The sequence below is a fragment of the Kitasatospora sp. NBC_01539 genome (genome assembly GCF_045040525.1).
Taxonomy (GTDB): Bacteria; Actinomycetota; Actinomycetes; order Streptomycetales; family Streptomycetaceae; genus Kitasatospora.
Genome location: NZ_CP109390.1, coordinates 3,660,757 through 3,675,878, shown reverse-complemented (window position 1 = coordinate 3,675,878; position 15,122 = coordinate 3,660,757). Strand labels below are relative to the sequence as shown.

Genomic DNA, 15,122 nt, shown 5'->3' with positions numbered 1-15,122 from the left:
TGATTCCTGACGGTTGCCCGTCCGTGAAGTCCTGGTTTCGGCGTATCCCGCCGTGAGGGGCAACCGCGCTTGCGGCGCAACGATTCCCGGACAGAGTCAAATATTACCCGAGCTAAAGGTTTTTGTCCTGGACTTTTGCGGGCGGCCGCCCGGGAGGCCCGCTCAGCCCCAGAAACCGGCCAGGGCCGCGGCCGTGGCGGCCGGCTGCTCGGCGTTGGGGGAGTGCCCGGCCTCCGGCACCGCGGTGTACCGGGCGTCCAGCCGCCGCGCCATCGCCGCCTGCTCCTCGACCGGCCAGGCGTAGTCCCGCACCCCCGACACCACCTGGACCGGCAGCGGGGCCCCGGCCAGCTCGGCGACCCGGTCCCGCGCGGTCACCAGGTGCTCGCCCATCGCGGCCAGCGCCTCGGGCACGTTCGCGAGCCAGCGGCGCTCCAGGAAGGCCGCCACCTCGGGATGCAGGTCCGCCCGGCCGCCGCTGCCCTCCTCCATCTGCTGCATGACCTGCCAGATCGCCGCGAGGTCCATCACCGGGAGGGCGTCCAGCAGCAGCTTCGTCCGCGCGGCCTCGGTCGGGTCGATGGCGCCCGGCCCGGTGGAGAGCAGCGTGAGCGAACGCCACGGCAGCGGCCCGTCGGCGGCCAGCACCGCCTCGCGGACGACGTGTCCGCCGAACGAGTGCCCGAGCAGGTGCAGCGGCCCGTGGCCGGCGAGCTCCGCGGAGAGCGCCAGGACGTCCTGCGCCAGCTCCTCCACCCGGTACGGCCGCGGGTCGGCAGGACCGCCCGTCTCGTACTGCCCGCGCTGGTCGACGGCGGCCACCCGGTACCCGGCCGCGGCGAGCGGCTCCAGCAGCGCGATGAAGTCCTCCTTGCTGCCGGTGAACCCGGGGACGAGGAGGGCGGAGCCGCGCACCGGCCCCGACGGCTCCGCGAGCAGCGCGGCGAACGCGCCCCGCCCGGTGGACAGGCGCAGGGCGCGCGCGCAGCCGGGCAGGGTCAGGAAGGGCGGGGTGCTCATGGCGGTGCTCCAGGCGGCGCGGAGGGTGACGGCGTTCCGAGCTTAGGCGTCCGCCGCCGCCGTCCCCGTGCACCGCCGGGACGCGCCGGAGGGCGGGTCCGATCGACACGATCGGACCCGCCCTCCGGGTGCGGTCAGCTCTCCGCGGGTGCCTCGGCCGGGGCGACGGCGCGGCGGGTGCGGGTGCGGCGGCGCGGGGCCTCCCCGGTCGCCTCGGCGGTCTCCGTCGCGGTGCCGGCGGCCTCGGTCGCGGCCTCGGCCGGGACGGCCTTGGCGCGGGTGCGGCGGCGCGGGGCGGGTGCGGTGACGGCCTCGGCCGCGGCGTCCGCCGCGGTGTCGGCGGTCTCCGCCTTGGGGGCGGCGGCGCGGGTGCGGCGGCGCGGGGCCGGGACGGTCTCCACCGCGGCGACGGCCTCCGCGGCGGGGGCCGTCTCCGTGGCGACGGCCGCCGGGGCGTCCGGCGCCTGCACCGCGGTGTCCGTCGCGGTCTCCGCGCCGTCCGTGCCGGTGGTGCGGGTGCGGCGGCGACGGCGGCGCGGTGCGGCGTCGCCCTCGGTCACCGTGTGGTCGGCCGTCGCCGGGTTCGCCGCGGGGGCGTCCGGGAGGTCCGAGGACTCGGTCACGGCCGTGTCCGGGGCGGTCTCGCCGGAGCCGCCGCGGGTGCGCCGGCGCTCGCGGGCCTTGCGGGCGGGGCGCTCGGCGGCCGGCTCGGGCTCGGGGGCGCTGCCGGGCCGCCCCCCGCGGGTGCGGGGACGGGCGCCGCGGCCGCCGGTCTCGCCGAGGTCCTCGACCTCCTCCGCACCGAGGCCGGCGCGGGTGCGCTCGGCGCGCGGCAGGACACCGGTGGTGCCCGGGGCGATCTTGAGCAGCTCGTAGAGGTGCGCGGAGGTGGAGTAGGTCTCCGGCGGGTCCGTGAACGGCAGGTCCAGCGCCTTGTTGATCAGCTGCCAGCGCGGGATGTCGTCCCAGTCGACGAGGGTGACGGCGGTGCCCGACGCGCCGGCGCGGCCGGTGCGGCCGATCCGGTGCAGGTAGGTCTTCTCGTCGTCGGTGCACTGGTAGTTGATGACGTGCGTGACGCCCTCGACGTCGATGCCGCGGGCGGCGACGTCGGTGCAGACCAGCACGTCGACCTTGCCGTTGCGGAAGGCCCGCAGGGCCTGCTCGCGGGCGCCCTGGCCGAGGTCGCCGTGGACGGCGCCCGCGGCGAAGCCGCGCTTGGTGAGCTGCTCGGCGACGTCCGCGGCGGTGCGCTTGGTGCGGCAGAAGATCATCACGAGCCCGCGGCCGTCGGCCTGCAGGATGCGCGAGACGACCTCGACCTTGTCCAGCGAGTGCGCACGGAAGATGTGCTGCTCGATGTTGGCGACGGTCGTGCCGGTGTCGTCCGGCGCGGCCGCACGGATGTGCGTCGGCTGGCTCATGTACCGGCGGGCGAGGCTGATGACCTGGCCCGGCATGGTGGCCGAGAAGAGCAGCGTCTGCCGCTTGGCCGGCAGCATCGTGATGATCTTCTCGACGTCGGGCAGGAAGCCCAGGTCGAGCATCTCGTCGGCCTCGTCGAGGACCAGCGAGCGGACCTTCGAGAGGTCGAGCTTGCGCTGGCCGGCGAGGTCGAGCAGACGGCCCGGGGTGCCGACGACGATGTCGACGCCCTTGCGGAGCGCCTCGACCTGGGGCTCGTAGGCACGGCCGCCGTACACCGCGAGGACGCGGACGTTGCGGACCTTGCCGGCGGTCTGCAGGTCGTTGGTGACCTGGGTGCACAGCTCGCGGGTGGGCACCACGATGAGCGCCTGCGGGCTGTCGGTGAGCTGCTCCTCGGTGGCCCGGCCGGCGTCCACGTCGGCGCGCACGACCGCCCGCTCGATGAGCGGCAGGCCGAAGCCGAGGGTCTTGCCGGTGCCGGTCTTGGCCTGGCCGATGACGTCGTGCCCGGTCAGCGCGACCGGGAGGGTCATCTCCTGGATCGGGAACGGGTGCAGGATGCCGACGGACTCCAGCGCCTCCGCGGTCTCCGGAAGGATGCCCAGATCGCGGAAGGTGGTCTTGGGGGTATCGGTGGTGGACAGGGTGCTGCCTCTTCCATGTGGGGGCCGAGAGCGAGGGATGAGCAGCGGGCGACCACCGCGTGCGGGCCCGGGGGCCCGTCATCGCCGGGGTCGCACAACCGCGCCTGCCCCGGTGCGCCTGCCGGTCGGGGCGGCCCGTCTCGGGTCGCGTCGTCCGGCGGCGTGGGGGAGGGATCCCGTGTGGGGCTGGCGCGGGACCTGCGCCGTGCGGCGCGGTCCGCGGCGGCCCTCGCTCGGCCACTGATGCGGTGCCTGGCTTGGGGTCCAAGCCAAGGTCGGAGCCGATCGGGTCTCCGACCGGGCATCCGCGTACGTGAGCGCCCGGTGCGGTGTCCGTGCTGTGCACGTCTGCGCGGCCTGCCGTCCTCCGGCGGGCCGCGCGATCACACCAGGCCTCACTACCACCATACAGGGGCGCGACCACTCGAACACGTGACGCGCCTTACTCGGTCATCCGCGGGCCCGGCTAGGGTGGCGGACCATGGAGTCACAGGAATCTGGCGATGTCGCGTCGATCGGCGACTGGGCGGCCTGCTCGGGCGACCCCGGCTACCGCGCCGCGGTGCTCGACCTGCTCGGCGCGCTGGCGTACGGCGAGCTGAGCGCGTTCGAGCGGCTGGCCGAGGACGCGAAGTTCGCGCCCGGCCTGACCGACAAGGCGGCGCTGGCGCGGATGGCGTCCGCGGAGTTCCACCACTACCAGCAGCTGCACGACCGGCTGGCCGAGGTCGGGGCGGACCCGACCGAGGTGATGACCCCGTTCGTCGAGCCGCTGGAGGCCTTCCACCGGCTGACCGCGCCGTCCGACTGGCTGGAGGGCCTGGTCAAGGCGTACGTCGGCGACTCGATCGCCACGGACTTCTACCGCGAGGTGGCCGTCCGGCTCGACGACGACACCCGCGACCTCGTGCTCGGCGTCATGGCGGACACCGGGCACGCGCAGTTCGCGGTGGACCGCGTGCGGCAGGCCATCACGGACGACCCGCGGGTCGGCGGGCGGCTCGCCCTCTGGGGCCGGCGGCTGATGGGGGAGGCGCTCAGCCAGGCGCAGCGGGTCGTCGCCGAGCGCGACGCCCTGTCGAACCTGCTGGTCGGCGGCGCGTCGGTGCAGGGCTTCGACCTGGTCGAGGTCGGCAAGATGTTCACCCGGATCACCGAGGCGCACACCCGGCGGATGGCCGCCCTGGGGCTGGCCTCCTAGGGCGTGTCCGACACGCCCTGGCTGCGGTCGCGGCGCCGCCGGCGGAGCCCCCTTCAGGCGGGGCGGTGCCGGCGGTGGCCGCCGGGGCGGGCGGCGAGGTCGGGCCGGGCCAGCACGGAGACCAGCAGGCCGGAGCAGACGGCGCTGACGGCGATCGACAGGCCGGTGCCGTGCCCGTCCAGGGCGTAGCGGGAGATCAGGCCGGCGAGCAGGGCGGCGACCACCGCGGTGGCGGCCGTCAGCACGCGGGGCGCGGGGAAGTACTCCGGCAGCAGCACGAGGGCGCCCGCCCCCACGGCCAGGCCGATGAGGACGTAGGCGACGGTCTCGACGAGCACGGGCGGCCTCCCGGGGGTCGTACGGCACGGTGCTTCGTTCCGGCCATACCCGCAGGTGCGGGTCGGTACGCGTGCGCGGGACGATCCCACCCGCGCGGTCCGCGGACGCCACGGTGCCCCGGCCCTCACGGGGAGGGCCGGGGCACCGGGTACGTCGTCCTGCGTCAGAGCGTGCCGAAACCGACCTTGCGGACGGCCTGCTCGCCGATCTCCACGTACGCCAGGCGCTCGGCGGGGACGATGATGCGGCGGCCGTGCTCGTCCGCCAGCACCAGGAGCTTGGACGTGCCCTCCAGCGCCTTGGCGATCGCGCTCTCGACCTCGTCGGCAGTCTGCGGGCTCTCGAGAACGATCTCTCGGGGCGCGTTCTGCACGCCGATCTTGACCTCCACGGCTTCCGTCCCTCCGGGTTGCAGCCATTCACGCGCGCTGTTCGGACGGATGTCCGAGGTCACCGCGCCGTACGGCTTCACCTTAGAGCACCGGATCGGCCGTGCGGCGAAGGTCGGGAGATCGCTACTCGCCGCCCTCGGGACCGCTGCCGTCGGTCGGGTGCATCGGGAAGCCCTTCAGCCCGCGCCAGGCCAGGCTGGCCACCAGTCGCACCGCCTCGTCCTGCGGGATCTCCCGGCCCTGCGAGAGCCAGTAGCGGGCGGTGATCTGCGCCAGCCCGCAGACCCCGGCGGCCAGCAGCTTCGACTCGGCCTCCGGGAGGTCGGTGTCCTCGGCGATGACCTTGCTGACGAGCGTGGCGCTCATGTCCGAGGCCCGCTCGACCCGCTCGCGGACGGCCGGCTCGTTGGTCAGGTCCGACTCGAAGACCAGCCGGAACGCGCCCGACTCGCTGGAGACGTAGTGGAAGTACGCCTCCATCGTCGCGGCCACGCGCTGCTTGTTGTCGGTGGTCGCCTCCAGCGCGTTGCGGGTGGCGTCGACCAGGGAGTCGCAGTGCTTGTCGAGCAGGGCGAGGTAGAGCTCCAGCTTTCCGGGGAAGTGCTGGTAGAGCACGGGCTTGCTGACCCCGGCGCGGTCGGCGATGTCGTCCATGGCCGCGGCGTGGTAGCCCTGGGCGACGAACACCTCCTGGGCGGCTCCGAGCAGCTGTTCACGGCGGGCGCTTCGCGGCAGGCGAGCACCTCGCGGACGCTCCTGCGCCTCCTGGATGGCCGTCACGGCGGTCCTCACTTCACGGTTTGGGCGTACCCGGCAGGGCCTTGAGTCTACTTTTCGGTAACCGGATCTGCGCCTGCGGAAGCCGAGTAAAGCGTAGAAACAGGCTTGTCGGGAGCCCACAATACGACCAGCGTGCGCCGTGTCCGAGGGGTGAGACCGGGTCGGGTACCGGTGCGTACCCCCCGCGGATCACTACGATCGTGCTCCATGAGCGCTGATCAGCAGGTGCAGAGCGGTGCCCCGGCCCACCGCACGGTGGAGGTGCCCGGAGCGGTGCTGGCGGTCGGGCCCGCGGTGCCCGCGGACGCGGACGGCCTGCCGCCCGCGCTCTTCGTCCACGGACTCGGCGGCTCCGCCGACAACTGGACCGACCTCATGGCCGCACTCGCGGACGAGATCTCCGGCGAGGCCGTCGACCTGCCGGGCTTCGGCTGGTCGGCGCCGCCGCAGGACGGCAACCTGACGCTCTCCGGCCACGTCCGGGCGGTCATCGGCTACCTGGAGAAGTCGGGCCGCGGGCCCGTCCACCTCTTCGGCAACTCGCTCGGCGGCGCGGTCTCCGTCCGCCTCGCGGCCCTCCGCCCCGACCTCGTCCGCAGTCTGACCCTCATCTCCCCGGCGCTGCCCGAGATGCCCCCGCAGGCCAGCGCCTGGCCCACCGCCGTGCTCGCCGTCCCCGGGGTGCCCGCGCTGCTGCGCCGCCGGGCGGCCGGCTCGGGCCGCACCGCCGAGCAGGCCACCGAGGACCTGCTGCGGCTCGTCTACGGCGACATCGACACGATCCCGGCCGAGCGCCGCGAGCGCGCCGTCGCCGAGTACCGCCGCCGCCTGGGGCTGCCGTACGCCCTGCAGGCGACCGTCGGCTCGGCCCGCGGCATCGTCTCCGCCTACACCGAGCGCGGCGAGCAGGCGCTGTGGCGGCAGGCCGCCCAGGTCAAGGCGCCCGTCCTCCTCGTCTACGGCCTGAAGGACAAGCTGGTCTCGTACCGCTCCGCCCGCCGGGCCTGCGCGGCGTTCGCCGACGCCCGGCTGCTGGTGCTGCCCGACTCCGGGCACGTCGCGATGATGGAGCACCCGGAGCGGGTGGCCCGCGCCGTCCGGGAGCTGCTCGCCGAGGTCTGAGCGGCCGCCCGGCCTGCGTCGACGCGCCACGGTGAACGCGCCGCGGCGCCTCAGGTCACGGCCTTTCACTCGTTCAGGTGGCATGCCCGCACGCGGACGAGGAGTCGTCGGCGTTCCGCTCTACCTTCGAGCTGTCAGACCGAACAGGTGTGGGGGAGAGGCGGCCGGCACCGGACCCGAACGGGTCCCGGACCGTCCGCCCGGTGGAGCCGGACACCGTGACCGCGGGGAGCGGGAGCGGTGCCCGCGCGGCTCCGCCGGCTTTCCGGGCATTGGTGTCACTGGGTGATCAGGCTCCCTGTCGCGTCGTCGCATCCCGATCCGTCGCACCGCTCCGGAGGTCGTCGTGCGCATTGCCCTGCTCACCGAGAGTGCCCGCCCGCTCGCACCCCGTGGCGGGACGGGCTGGTGCGGCCGCCTCGCCGGCGCGCTCGCCGAGCACGAGTTCCGGCTGTACCTGCTCGGCGCCGAGACCGGCCCCGGCCCGGACGGCCCGCCGCCGCGCGGCCTGACCGCCGTCCACCGCCTGCCGATATGGGGCCGCCGCCCCGGCGGCCCGCGCCCCGCCGTGCACCGCCGCCGGGCCTGCGCCGCCGCGTACGAGGACCTCGTGCGCGCCCTCGTCCGGCCCACCGAGCGCGAGCTCTTCGGACCCGCGCTCCACCGCCTCGCCGAGCTCGCCGGCCAGGACGGCGCCCTGCCCGCGTTCCTCGCCTCCGGACGGGCCCGCCGGGCCCTGGAGCGTATTTGGCGCGCCCCCGGCGCCGAGACCGCCGCCGGGCAGCCGCTCCTGCAGGACGTCCTCGTCGCCGGCGACCTGCTGGAACAGCTCCTGCGGCCGCTCTCCGCCCCCTGGTACGGCACCGGGCCGGACGGGCTCGGCGGCGCCGACCTCTGCCACGTCGTCGGCGGCGGCCCCGCCGCCCTGCCCGCCCTCGTCGCCAAGCACCTGCACGGCGTGCCCTTCGTGCTCACCGAGCACGGACTGCACCTGCGCGAGCAGTACCGCGGCTACCGCACCGCCCCCTACCGCTGGCCCGTCCGGGCCCTGCTCCTCTCCTTCTTCCGGCTGCTCACCGCGGAGACCTACCGGCAGGCCGCGGTGCTCACCCCCGGCAGCGCCTACGACCGGCGCTGGCAGGAGGCCTGCGGCGCCGACCCCGCGCGGATCCGCGTCGTCCACGAAGGCACCCCGGAGGCGTCCCGGGAGCCCGCGGGCGCCGAGCCCGAGCACCCCACCCTCGTCTGGGCCGGCGCCCTGGAGCCCGGCAGCGACGCCGAACTCATGCTGCACGCCTTCGCCCGGGTCCGCGCCGAGCTGCCCGCCGCCCGGCTGCGCATGTACGGCGAGGAGGCCGCCCCCGGCTACCTGCAGCACTGCCGCACCGTCGCGGAGAAGCTCGGCGTCACCCGGGCGGTCGACTTCGCCGGGCGGCCCCCGCTCACCGCCGACGCCTGGGCCGCAGGCAGCGCCGTCGTCTTCACCGCCCGCGCCCGGCGCAGCCCCCGGCTGCTCACCGACGCCATGCTCAGCGGCCGTGCGGTCGTCGCGACCGACGTGGGCGTCACCCCGGAGGTGGTCGGGCCCGCCGGCCTGCTCGTCCCGCCGCGCAGCCCCCGGGCGCTGACCGAGGCCTGCCTCGCCCTGCTCACGGACGCCGAGCGGCGGGCCAGACTCGGCCTCGCGGGCCGGCTCCGCGCCCAGGAGCGCTTCGCGGTGGAGCCGGAGACGGCGGCGTTCCGCGAGATCTACCTGGAGCTGGTCTCCCGCTGGCCCGCCTTCCCGGCGGCGGCCGCGCGGCTGCGGCCCTTCGCCCGTCCGGCCGAGTACTGGGTCGCGGGGGCGCCGGTCACCGTCGCGCCGACCCCGGAAGCCGGCACCGGCACCAGCACCGGCAGCGAGGCCGGCCCTGCCGGGGCCGCACCTGCCGGGGGCCCGGCCGGGGACGGCGGCCGGTCCGCCCCCGGCGTGCTCGCGGAGGCGCTCTGATGAGCCGCCCCGCCGGTCCGCCCGCGCCGCCGGACGCACCGCCCGCCGCGCGCACGGACACCCCGGCCGGAACGCCGTCCGGCGACCCCGTCCGGGCGCTGATGGCCGAGCACCGACGGCTCTGCGAGGAGGCCGTGCACCCGCTGGAGATCGCCGCCGGACTGGAGGACGCCGGGCTCACCGACCGCGCCGCGGCCCGCTTCCGGCACGCCGACCTCTTCGCCCTGGCCGAGGAGCTGTACGCCCGGGTGGAGCGCCGCCCCGCCGCGCCCGCCCCTCCGCCGCCCGCCGCGCCCTGGCCGGGTCAGGCCGCCCGGGCCCTCGGCACCGCCCTGCTCCACCTGCCGGCCGCCGGCCTGCTGGCCACCGTGCCCTGGCTGCTGCGCGTGCTCGGCCCCGGCGCTGCCGTCGCGGCGGCGCTCGTCGCGATCGGCTGGCTCGCCCTCGCCGCCCCGGCCCCGCGACCGGCGGCCCGGATCGGCTACGCCCTGGGGGCCGCGCTGCTGCTGGTGCCGGGTGCGGCGGCGGGCGGCCCGGCGTCGGCGGCGGTGCTCGCCCTCGGCGCGGGCACCGCGGACTTCGCCGCCCGGCGGCTGCGCGCCGCGGGCCGGAGCCACCTCGCGGCCGCCAAGACCGCGGACGAGTTCCGTGCCCGGATGCGGCCGCTGCTGCCGCTCGCGGCGGCCGTCCAGTTCGCCGCGGCGGGTCTGGCCGGCGCGCTGCTGCCGCTCGGCGCGGAGGGCCTGCCCGGCCCGGCCGGATGGGCCGGGCAGGGCGTGCTCGCGGTGCTGCTGCTGCTCGCCGTCGTCCTGCTGCGCTGCGGCCGCGCGGCCGTCGCGGCCGGTGCGACGGCTCTCACGGGCGCGGCGCTGGCGCTGCTGCCGCAGGCCGGGGCCGGTCTGCGGCTGGGGGTGGCGTCGGCGGTGGTCGCGGTGCTGCTGCCGGCCGTCCGGTCGCTGCTCGGCCGCCCCTGGACGCACCACCCGGCGCCCGCCGCCGGCGGGCCGGCCGGCTGAGGCCGTCCCGATCACCGATCTTGCCAACCAGCCCGGCCGCCACCCGGCCGGGCCTCGTGGAAGGACACCCCCGATGAGGGTGCTGCTGCTGGGCGCCGACGGCTACATCGGCCGACGGGTCGCCGACCGCCTGCTCGCCGAGTCAGACCTCCAGGTCACGGTGCTCGGCCGCCGGGATTCGGCCGACATCCGCTTCGACCTGACGGCGGGCAGCCCCGGCGCGCTGTCCCGCTTCCTGGACGCGGTCGCCCCCCAGGTGGTGATCAACTGCGCGGGCGCGACGTACGGCAGCTCGCGTTCGCTGATCCGCTCCAACACGCTGGCGGTGGCCACCGTCTGCGAGGCGATCCGGCGCAGCCGGGAGCCGGCCCGGCTCGTGCACGTCGGCTCGGCCGCCGAGTACGGGCCGATGCAGCCCGGTGCGCCGATCGCGGAGAGCACCGAGCCGCGGCCGGTCGGCCCGTACGGGGTGTCGAAGCTCGCCGGCACGGAGCTGGTGCTGGCCTCCGGGCTGGACGCGGCGGTGCTGCGGGTGTTCGACGTGGTGGGGCCCGGCGCGCCGTCGGCCTCGCTCTTCGGCCGGCTCGCCGACGGCCTGCGGCGGGCGCTGGAGCAGGACGAGCTGCAGGTGCGGATGCCCGACCTGTCCGGATACCGGGATTTCGTCGACGTCCGGGACGTCGCCCGGGCGGTCCAGTCGGCGGCGGTGTCGGCCGCCACCGGCGTGATCAACATCGGCAGCGGGCACGCGGTGCGGGCCCGGGACGCGGCCCATCTGCTCGTCCGGGCCTCGGGGTTCGAGGGGATCGTGGCGGAGGACGGCCGTCCGGTGCTCGTGCCGGGCCAGGCGGGCGAGTACCACCGCCCGGTGGAGCCCCGGCTGCTGCCGGAGCCCGTGCCGTGGCGGCAGGCCGACGTCCGTACCGCGCGCGACCGTCTCGGCTGGCGGACGCAGGTGCCGTTGGAGGAGTCGCTGGGCGACGTGTGGCTGGAGACGGCCTGCCGGGTGTGACCGCGCAGGTCGGAGCGGACGGCGCTGACCAGCGCCGTTCACCCCGCCGGGGGCGGGTCTCGGCATCCGGGGCGGGCGGTCTCACATGACGGACCCGACGTCTCGGAATAACAACGGCACGTGACACTGTTGGCGTAGCAAAGACCTACCGAACTGACGACCATCGGAGTCCCCGTGTCGCTGCCACCCCTGGTCGAGCCGGCCGCCGAGCTCACCGTCGACGAGGTCCGCCGGTACTCCCGCCACCTGATCATCCCCGACGTGGGCATGGACGGGCAGAAGCGGCTGAAGAACGCGAAGGTGCTGTGCGTCGGCGCGGGCGGCCTCGGCTCGCCCGCCCTCATGTACCTGGCCGCGGCCGGCGTGGGCACGCTCGGCATCGTGGAGTTCGACACGGTCGACGAGTCGAACCTGCAGCGGCAGATCATCCACGGCCAGTCGGACATCGGCCGTTCGAAGGCGGAGTCGGCGCGCGACTCGGTCAAGGAGATCAACCCCTACGTCGACGTGATCCTCCACGAGGACCGCCTCGACAACTCCAACGTCATGGAGATCTTCGCCGGCTACGACCTGATCGTGGACGGCACCGACAACTTCGCCACCCGGTACCTGGTGAACGACGCGGCCGTGCTGCTCGGCAAGCCGTACGTGTGGGGCTCGATCTACCGGTTCGACGGCCAGGCCAGCGTCTTCTGGGCCGAGCACGGCCCCTGCTACCGCTGCCTCTACCCGGAGGCCCCGCCGCCGGGCATGGTCCCCTCCTGCGCCGAGGGCGGCGTGCTGGGCGTGCTCTGCGCCTCGATCGGCTCGATCCAGGTCACCGAGGCCATCAAGCTCCTCGCCGGCGTCGGCGAGCCGCTGGTCGGCCGCCTGATGATCTACGACGCCCTGGAGATGCAGTACCGCTCGGTCAAGGTCCGCAAGGACCCGAACTGCGCGCTCTGCAGCGACAGCCCCACCGTCACCGAGCTGATCGACTACGACGCCTTCTGCGGCGTCGTGTCGGAGGAGGCCCAGGCCGCTGCCGCGGGCTCCACCATCACCTCGAAGCAGCTCAAGGCGTGGCTCGACGACGAGGAGGACATCTTCCTCATCGACGTCCGCGAGCCCGGCGAGTACGAGATCGTCAACATCCCCGGCGCCACGCTCATCCCCAAGAACGAGTTCCTCATGGGGAACGCGCTGGAGAAGATGCCGCAGGACAAGAAGATCGTCCTGCACTGCAAGACCGGCGTCCGCTCGGCCGAGGTGCTGGCCGTGCTCAAGTCGGCCGGCTTCTCCGACGCCGTCCACCTGGGCGGCGGCGTGATCGGCTGGGTCAACCAGATCGAGCCGCACAAGCCGGTCTACTAGGCCGCAGCCGCAGCCGCAGCCGCACCATCGTGCCGAAGGGCCGCCCCACCGGGGCGGCCCTTCCGCGTGCCCGGGGGCCCTACAGCGCGCCGCGGCGCTGCAGCAGGTTGTACGAGATCCAGCCGGGCAGCACCGGCAGCCAGAACGTCAGCAGCCGGTACAGGAAGACCGCCGGGGTCGCCGCCGACGGGGGCACGTTGCCGACCGTCAGCGCACCGATCAGGGCGATCTCCACCGGCCCGATGCCGCCCGGCGTGGGGATCGCCGACCCGGCCGCGTTGGCGGTGAGGAAGACCACCGCCACCGCCGAGTACGTCATCTCGCCGCCGAACGCCCGCACCGACGCGTACAGGCAGGCCGTGAACGACAGCGTCAGCAGCAGGATGCCGCCGAAGCCGGTGACGAGCTTCGTCGGGGTCTGCATGAGGTCGAGCATGCGCGGCACCACGCCGAAGAACAGCGACCGCACCCGCGTGACCACGAACCGCCGCAGCGGCGCCACCGCGGCGACCACCAGGCCCAGCACCGACGCCGACAGCACGCCGATGATCACCGCGCGGGAGGCGCCGAGATCGCCGTTGGTCTGGCTGCCGGTGACCAGGCCGAAACTGAACAGCAGCAGCAGGTGCCCGGCCAGGCCTGCCAGCTGCGAGGCACCGACGCTGGCGACCGCCTGGCCCGGACGGATCCCGGCCTTCTGCAGGTAGCGGGTGTTGAGCGCGATGCCGCCGATCGCCGCCGGCGCGACCAGCTTCACGAACGAGCCGGCCAGCTGCGCGGCGACCGTCCGCCGGAACGGCAGGCGCTCCGGCACGAAGCCGGTGAGGCTCATCGCCGCGGCGCCGTACGTGACCGCGGCCGCCGCCAGCGCGACGGACGCCCAGCCCCAGTCCATCTGCGACAGCTTCAGCTGGGCGGGCTTGATGGTGGTCAGCGCCAGGTACGCGGCGAAGGTCAGCGCGATGACCGTGATCAGCGTCTTCGGCTTGAGCCGCTCCAGCCGGGCCGGGGCGAGCGGCGCCTCCGGCGCGATCTGCAGGATCTGCCCGCGGATCCGGCTCAGCAGGTCCTCGCCGGCGACCGCGATGTCCTCCTCGGCCTGCTGCTGGGTGCGCTCGCCCGCGGCGACCTGCTCCAGCGCGAGCGCCCGGGCCGCGGCCTTGCGCTCCTTGGTCATCCGCTGCAGGTCGACCCGGGTCGAACGGCTCATGCCGACGGGCTGCAGGAGCGGCAGCGAGGCCGCCACCCGGTCCGCGCCGAGCACCAGGTTGGCCACCGCCACCGAGCGGGCCGGACCGACCCGCAGGGCGAAGGTGGTGAGCAGCTGGGCGACGTCGATGCGCAGCGTCAGGTCGCCGGCCGCGATGTCGCCGCCGGAGAGGTTCACCAGCGCGCCGGACTTCTCGTCGACGACGAGCAGCGACTCACCGGTCAGCCTGCGGTGCGCGATGCGGCGCTCGTGCAGGGACTGCACGGAGTCCCACAGGGAGCCCATCACCTGGTCGGTGATCTCGTCGTCGGCGAGCTCGTCGAGGGTGCGCCCGGCGACGTTCTCGTACACGAGGATCGCGGCGTCCGGGCCGAGCTCGGAGGTCGCCACCAGCTGCGGGGCCCGCGCCCCGGACGCGGCCGCCGCGTACGCGATCAGCGCCTCCTGCTCCAACGCCTGCCGCAGCGACTGCGGGCTGCGCCGCACCGCCACCGACCGCAGCCGGATCCGCCGCCAGGCGCGGTAGAAGAAGCCGGACGCCTGCTGCTCCCGGTCGATGACGTGCACGTCGAGCAGCGGCCCGTCGGTCTGCGTCACGAGGTAGCGGCGGGTCTCCCCGGGCGCGTCCGGCGCGCGGTGCGCACCCGAGGGCGTGAAGCCGACCTTGCGCAGGCCGATCAGCAGGTGCTGGCCGGTCGGCCGGATGTTGGGCGACCCGATCGCGTACAGCGTGCCGTACGCCACCGACCAGCCGATCAGGACGGTGAGCAGCAGCGACAGCGGCGTCGTGTACCCGCTGATCAGCTCGGTGACGCCGCTGAGCACCACCACCACCCACAGCGCCACCCGCCACCGCGGACGGCTCGACATGCCGACCGCCGTCATGTAGGCGATCACCGGCGCCAGGTAGCCGTGCACCGGGTCGGTGAGCGTCTTGCCCCCGCCCGGCGGCAGCTGCGTCAGGGCGTCCCGGATCGCGGGGGGCGCCCCGGCGGCCACCCACCAGTCGATGCCGAGCGACACGCCGTACGCCAGCACCGAGGCGAGCACGCCGTCGGCGACGCGCAGGCCGTCGCGCTTGATCAGCCGCTCCACCGCGAAGGCCAGCGGCACCGCCAGCACGGCGACGCTGGAGACCAGCGCCGCGATGGTGCTGAGCACGCTCGGCACCTTGTCGGCGTTCGAGGAGATGTCCGTCTCGATGCCGGTCGTCGTCGAGACGGCGACCTGCGCGAGCACGAAGACCGCGATGATGCCGAGCACGCCGGCGAGGAAGCGCAGCAGGTCGGTGGGGCGGTGGGCGCGGGCGGCGAGCAGCGGCTCGTCCACCGCCACGAACTCGCCGGTCGGCTCGTCGGCCGCCGCGGCCACGTCCGCCACGTGTCCGTCGTCCTCCTGCCCGTCCCCGGGGGGACCGTCGGGCCCGGGGGCCTCCGGACCGTGCGCGTCCGCCGCGCGGTCGTCCTTGCCCGCGGGCTGCCGCGGCGGCGAGACTGTCGGCGGTTCGGGGGCGGGGCCCGCAGACCGGTCGGTGGCGGACTCGTCCGAGCCCTTGTCCACGTTCACGTCTGCCGTCCCGGTCATCTGGTCTTGTCCTCGTATCACCCACGCACTT

Annotated in this window: 12 protein-coding genes; 6 read left to right on the top strand and 6 right to left on the bottom strand. The window is 75.2% G+C overall.

Going from position 1 to position 15,122, the window contains the following annotated elements:
• Positions 1-162: 162 nt before the first annotated feature.
• Together OG335_RS15580 and OG335_RS15575 are read right to left on the bottom strand one after the other, a co-directional pair.
• Positions 163-1,020, bottom strand: a complete 858-nt coding sequence (locus OG335_RS15580; RefSeq protein ID WP_405011711.1) for an alpha/beta fold hydrolase — start codon at positions 1,018-1,020, stop codon at positions 163-165.
• Between the two features lie 134 nt (positions 1,021-1,154).
• Positions 1,155-2,981 carry a DEAD/DEAH box helicase gene (locus OG335_RS15575; protein WP_405011710.1) on the bottom strand — a complete coding sequence of 609 codons (1,827 nt, stop codon included), beginning with the start codon at positions 2,979-2,981 and terminating at the stop codon, positions 1,155-1,157.
• A gap of 592 nt (positions 2,982-3,573) precedes the next feature.
• On the opposite strand from OG335_RS15575, the gene OG335_RS15570 reads away from it, so the two are divergent.
• Positions 3,574-4,293, top strand: a complete 720-nt coding sequence (locus OG335_RS15570) for a ferritin-like fold-containing protein (protein WP_405011709.1) — start codon at positions 3,574-3,576, stop codon at positions 4,291-4,293.
• 53 nt (positions 4,294-4,346) lie between these two features.
• On the opposite strand, the gene OG335_RS15565 is transcribed toward OG335_RS15570, so the two are convergent.
• The 3 genes from OG335_RS15565 to OG335_RS15555 all read right to left on the bottom strand — a co-directional run bounded on the left by OG335_RS15565 (position 4,347) and on the right by OG335_RS15555 (position 5,804).
• The gene (locus tag OG335_RS15565) at positions 4,347-4,631 is read right to left on the bottom strand and encodes a hypothetical protein (RefSeq protein WP_405011708.1); all 285 of its coding nucleotides are present in this window, start codon (positions 4,629-4,631) and stop codon (positions 4,347-4,349) included.
• Positions 4,632-4,795: 164 nt separating this feature from the next.
• Entirely contained in the window at positions 4,796-5,023 is a 228-nt protein-coding gene (locus OG335_RS15560; protein ID WP_405011707.1) for a DUF3107 domain-containing protein, read from the bottom strand.
• A gap of 124 nt (positions 5,024-5,147) precedes the next feature.
• Positions 5,148-5,804, bottom strand: a complete 657-nt coding sequence (locus OG335_RS15555) for a TetR/AcrR family transcriptional regulator (protein ID WP_405011706.1) — start codon at positions 5,802-5,804, stop codon at positions 5,148-5,150.
• A gap of 207 nt (positions 5,805-6,011) precedes the next feature.
• Between OG335_RS15555 and OG335_RS15550 the strand changes: the two genes are divergently transcribed.
• The 5 genes from OG335_RS15550 to moeZ all read left to right on the top strand — a co-directional run bounded on the left by OG335_RS15550 (position 6,012) and on the right by moeZ (position 12,297).
• Positions 6,012-6,926, top strand: a complete 915-nt coding sequence (locus OG335_RS15550; protein ID WP_405011705.1) for an alpha/beta fold hydrolase — start codon at positions 6,012-6,014, stop codon at positions 6,924-6,926.
• 346 nt (positions 6,927-7,272) lie between these two features.
• Positions 7,273-8,916: a DUF3492 domain-containing protein gene (locus OG335_RS15545; RefSeq protein WP_405011704.1), complete on the top strand. Its 1,644-nt coding sequence runs from the start codon at positions 7,273-7,275 to the stop codon at positions 8,914-8,916.
• A complete protein-coding gene (locus OG335_RS15540) occupies positions 8,916-9,932 on the top strand; it encodes a hypothetical protein (protein WP_405011703.1) in 1,017 nt (338 codons plus the stop codon). The genes OG335_RS15545 and OG335_RS15540 overlap by 1 nt, the downstream gene beginning before the upstream one ends.
• A 73-nt stretch (positions 9,933-10,005) precedes the next feature.
• Positions 10,006-10,944: an NAD-dependent epimerase/dehydratase family protein gene (locus OG335_RS15535; protein WP_405011702.1), complete on the top strand. Its 939-nt coding sequence runs from the start codon at positions 10,006-10,008 to the stop codon at positions 10,942-10,944.
• Between the two features lie 174 nt (positions 10,945-11,118).
• Entirely contained in the window at positions 11,119-12,297 is a 1,179-nt protein-coding gene (gene moeZ / locus OG335_RS15530) for an adenylyltransferase/sulfurtransferase MoeZ (protein WP_405011701.1), read from the top strand.
• Positions 12,298-12,376: 79 nt separating this feature from the next.
• Here moeZ and OG335_RS15525 read toward each other — a convergent pair whose 3' ends face one another.
• Entirely contained in the window at positions 12,377-15,091 is a 2,715-nt protein-coding gene (locus OG335_RS15525; protein ID WP_405011700.1) for a flippase-like domain-containing protein, read from the bottom strand.
• Positions 15,092-15,122 lie beyond the last annotated feature (31 nt).

Excerpts from the sequence above, each read along its gene's own strand:
- OG335_RS15540 (WP_405011703.1), top strand. The coding sequence starts at position 8,916 with ATGAGCCGCCCCGCCGGTCCGCCCGCGCCGCCGGACGCACCGCCCGCC.
- OG335_RS15570 (WP_405011709.1), top strand. The coding sequence starts at position 3,574 with ATGGAGTCACAGGAATCTGGCGATGTCGCGTCGATCGGCGACTGGGCG.
- OG335_RS15535 (WP_405011702.1), top strand. The coding sequence starts at position 10,006 with ATGAGGGTGCTGCTGCTGGGCGCCGACGGCTACATCGGCCGACGGGTC.
- OG335_RS15575 (WP_405011710.1), bottom strand. The coding sequence starts at position 2,981 with ATGACCCTCCCGGTCGCGCTGACCGGGCACGACGTCATCGGCCAGGCC.
- OG335_RS15580 (WP_405011711.1), bottom strand. The coding sequence starts at position 1,020 with ATGAGCACCCCGCCCTTCCTGACCCTGCCCGGCTGCGCGCGCGCCCTG.
- OG335_RS15525 (WP_405011700.1), bottom strand. The coding sequence starts at position 15,091 with ATGACCGGGACGGCAGACGTGAACGTGGACAAGGGCTCGGACGAGTCC.
- OG335_RS15550 (WP_405011705.1), top strand. The coding sequence starts at position 6,012 with ATGAGCGCTGATCAGCAGGTGCAGAGCGGTGCCCCGGCCCACCGCACG.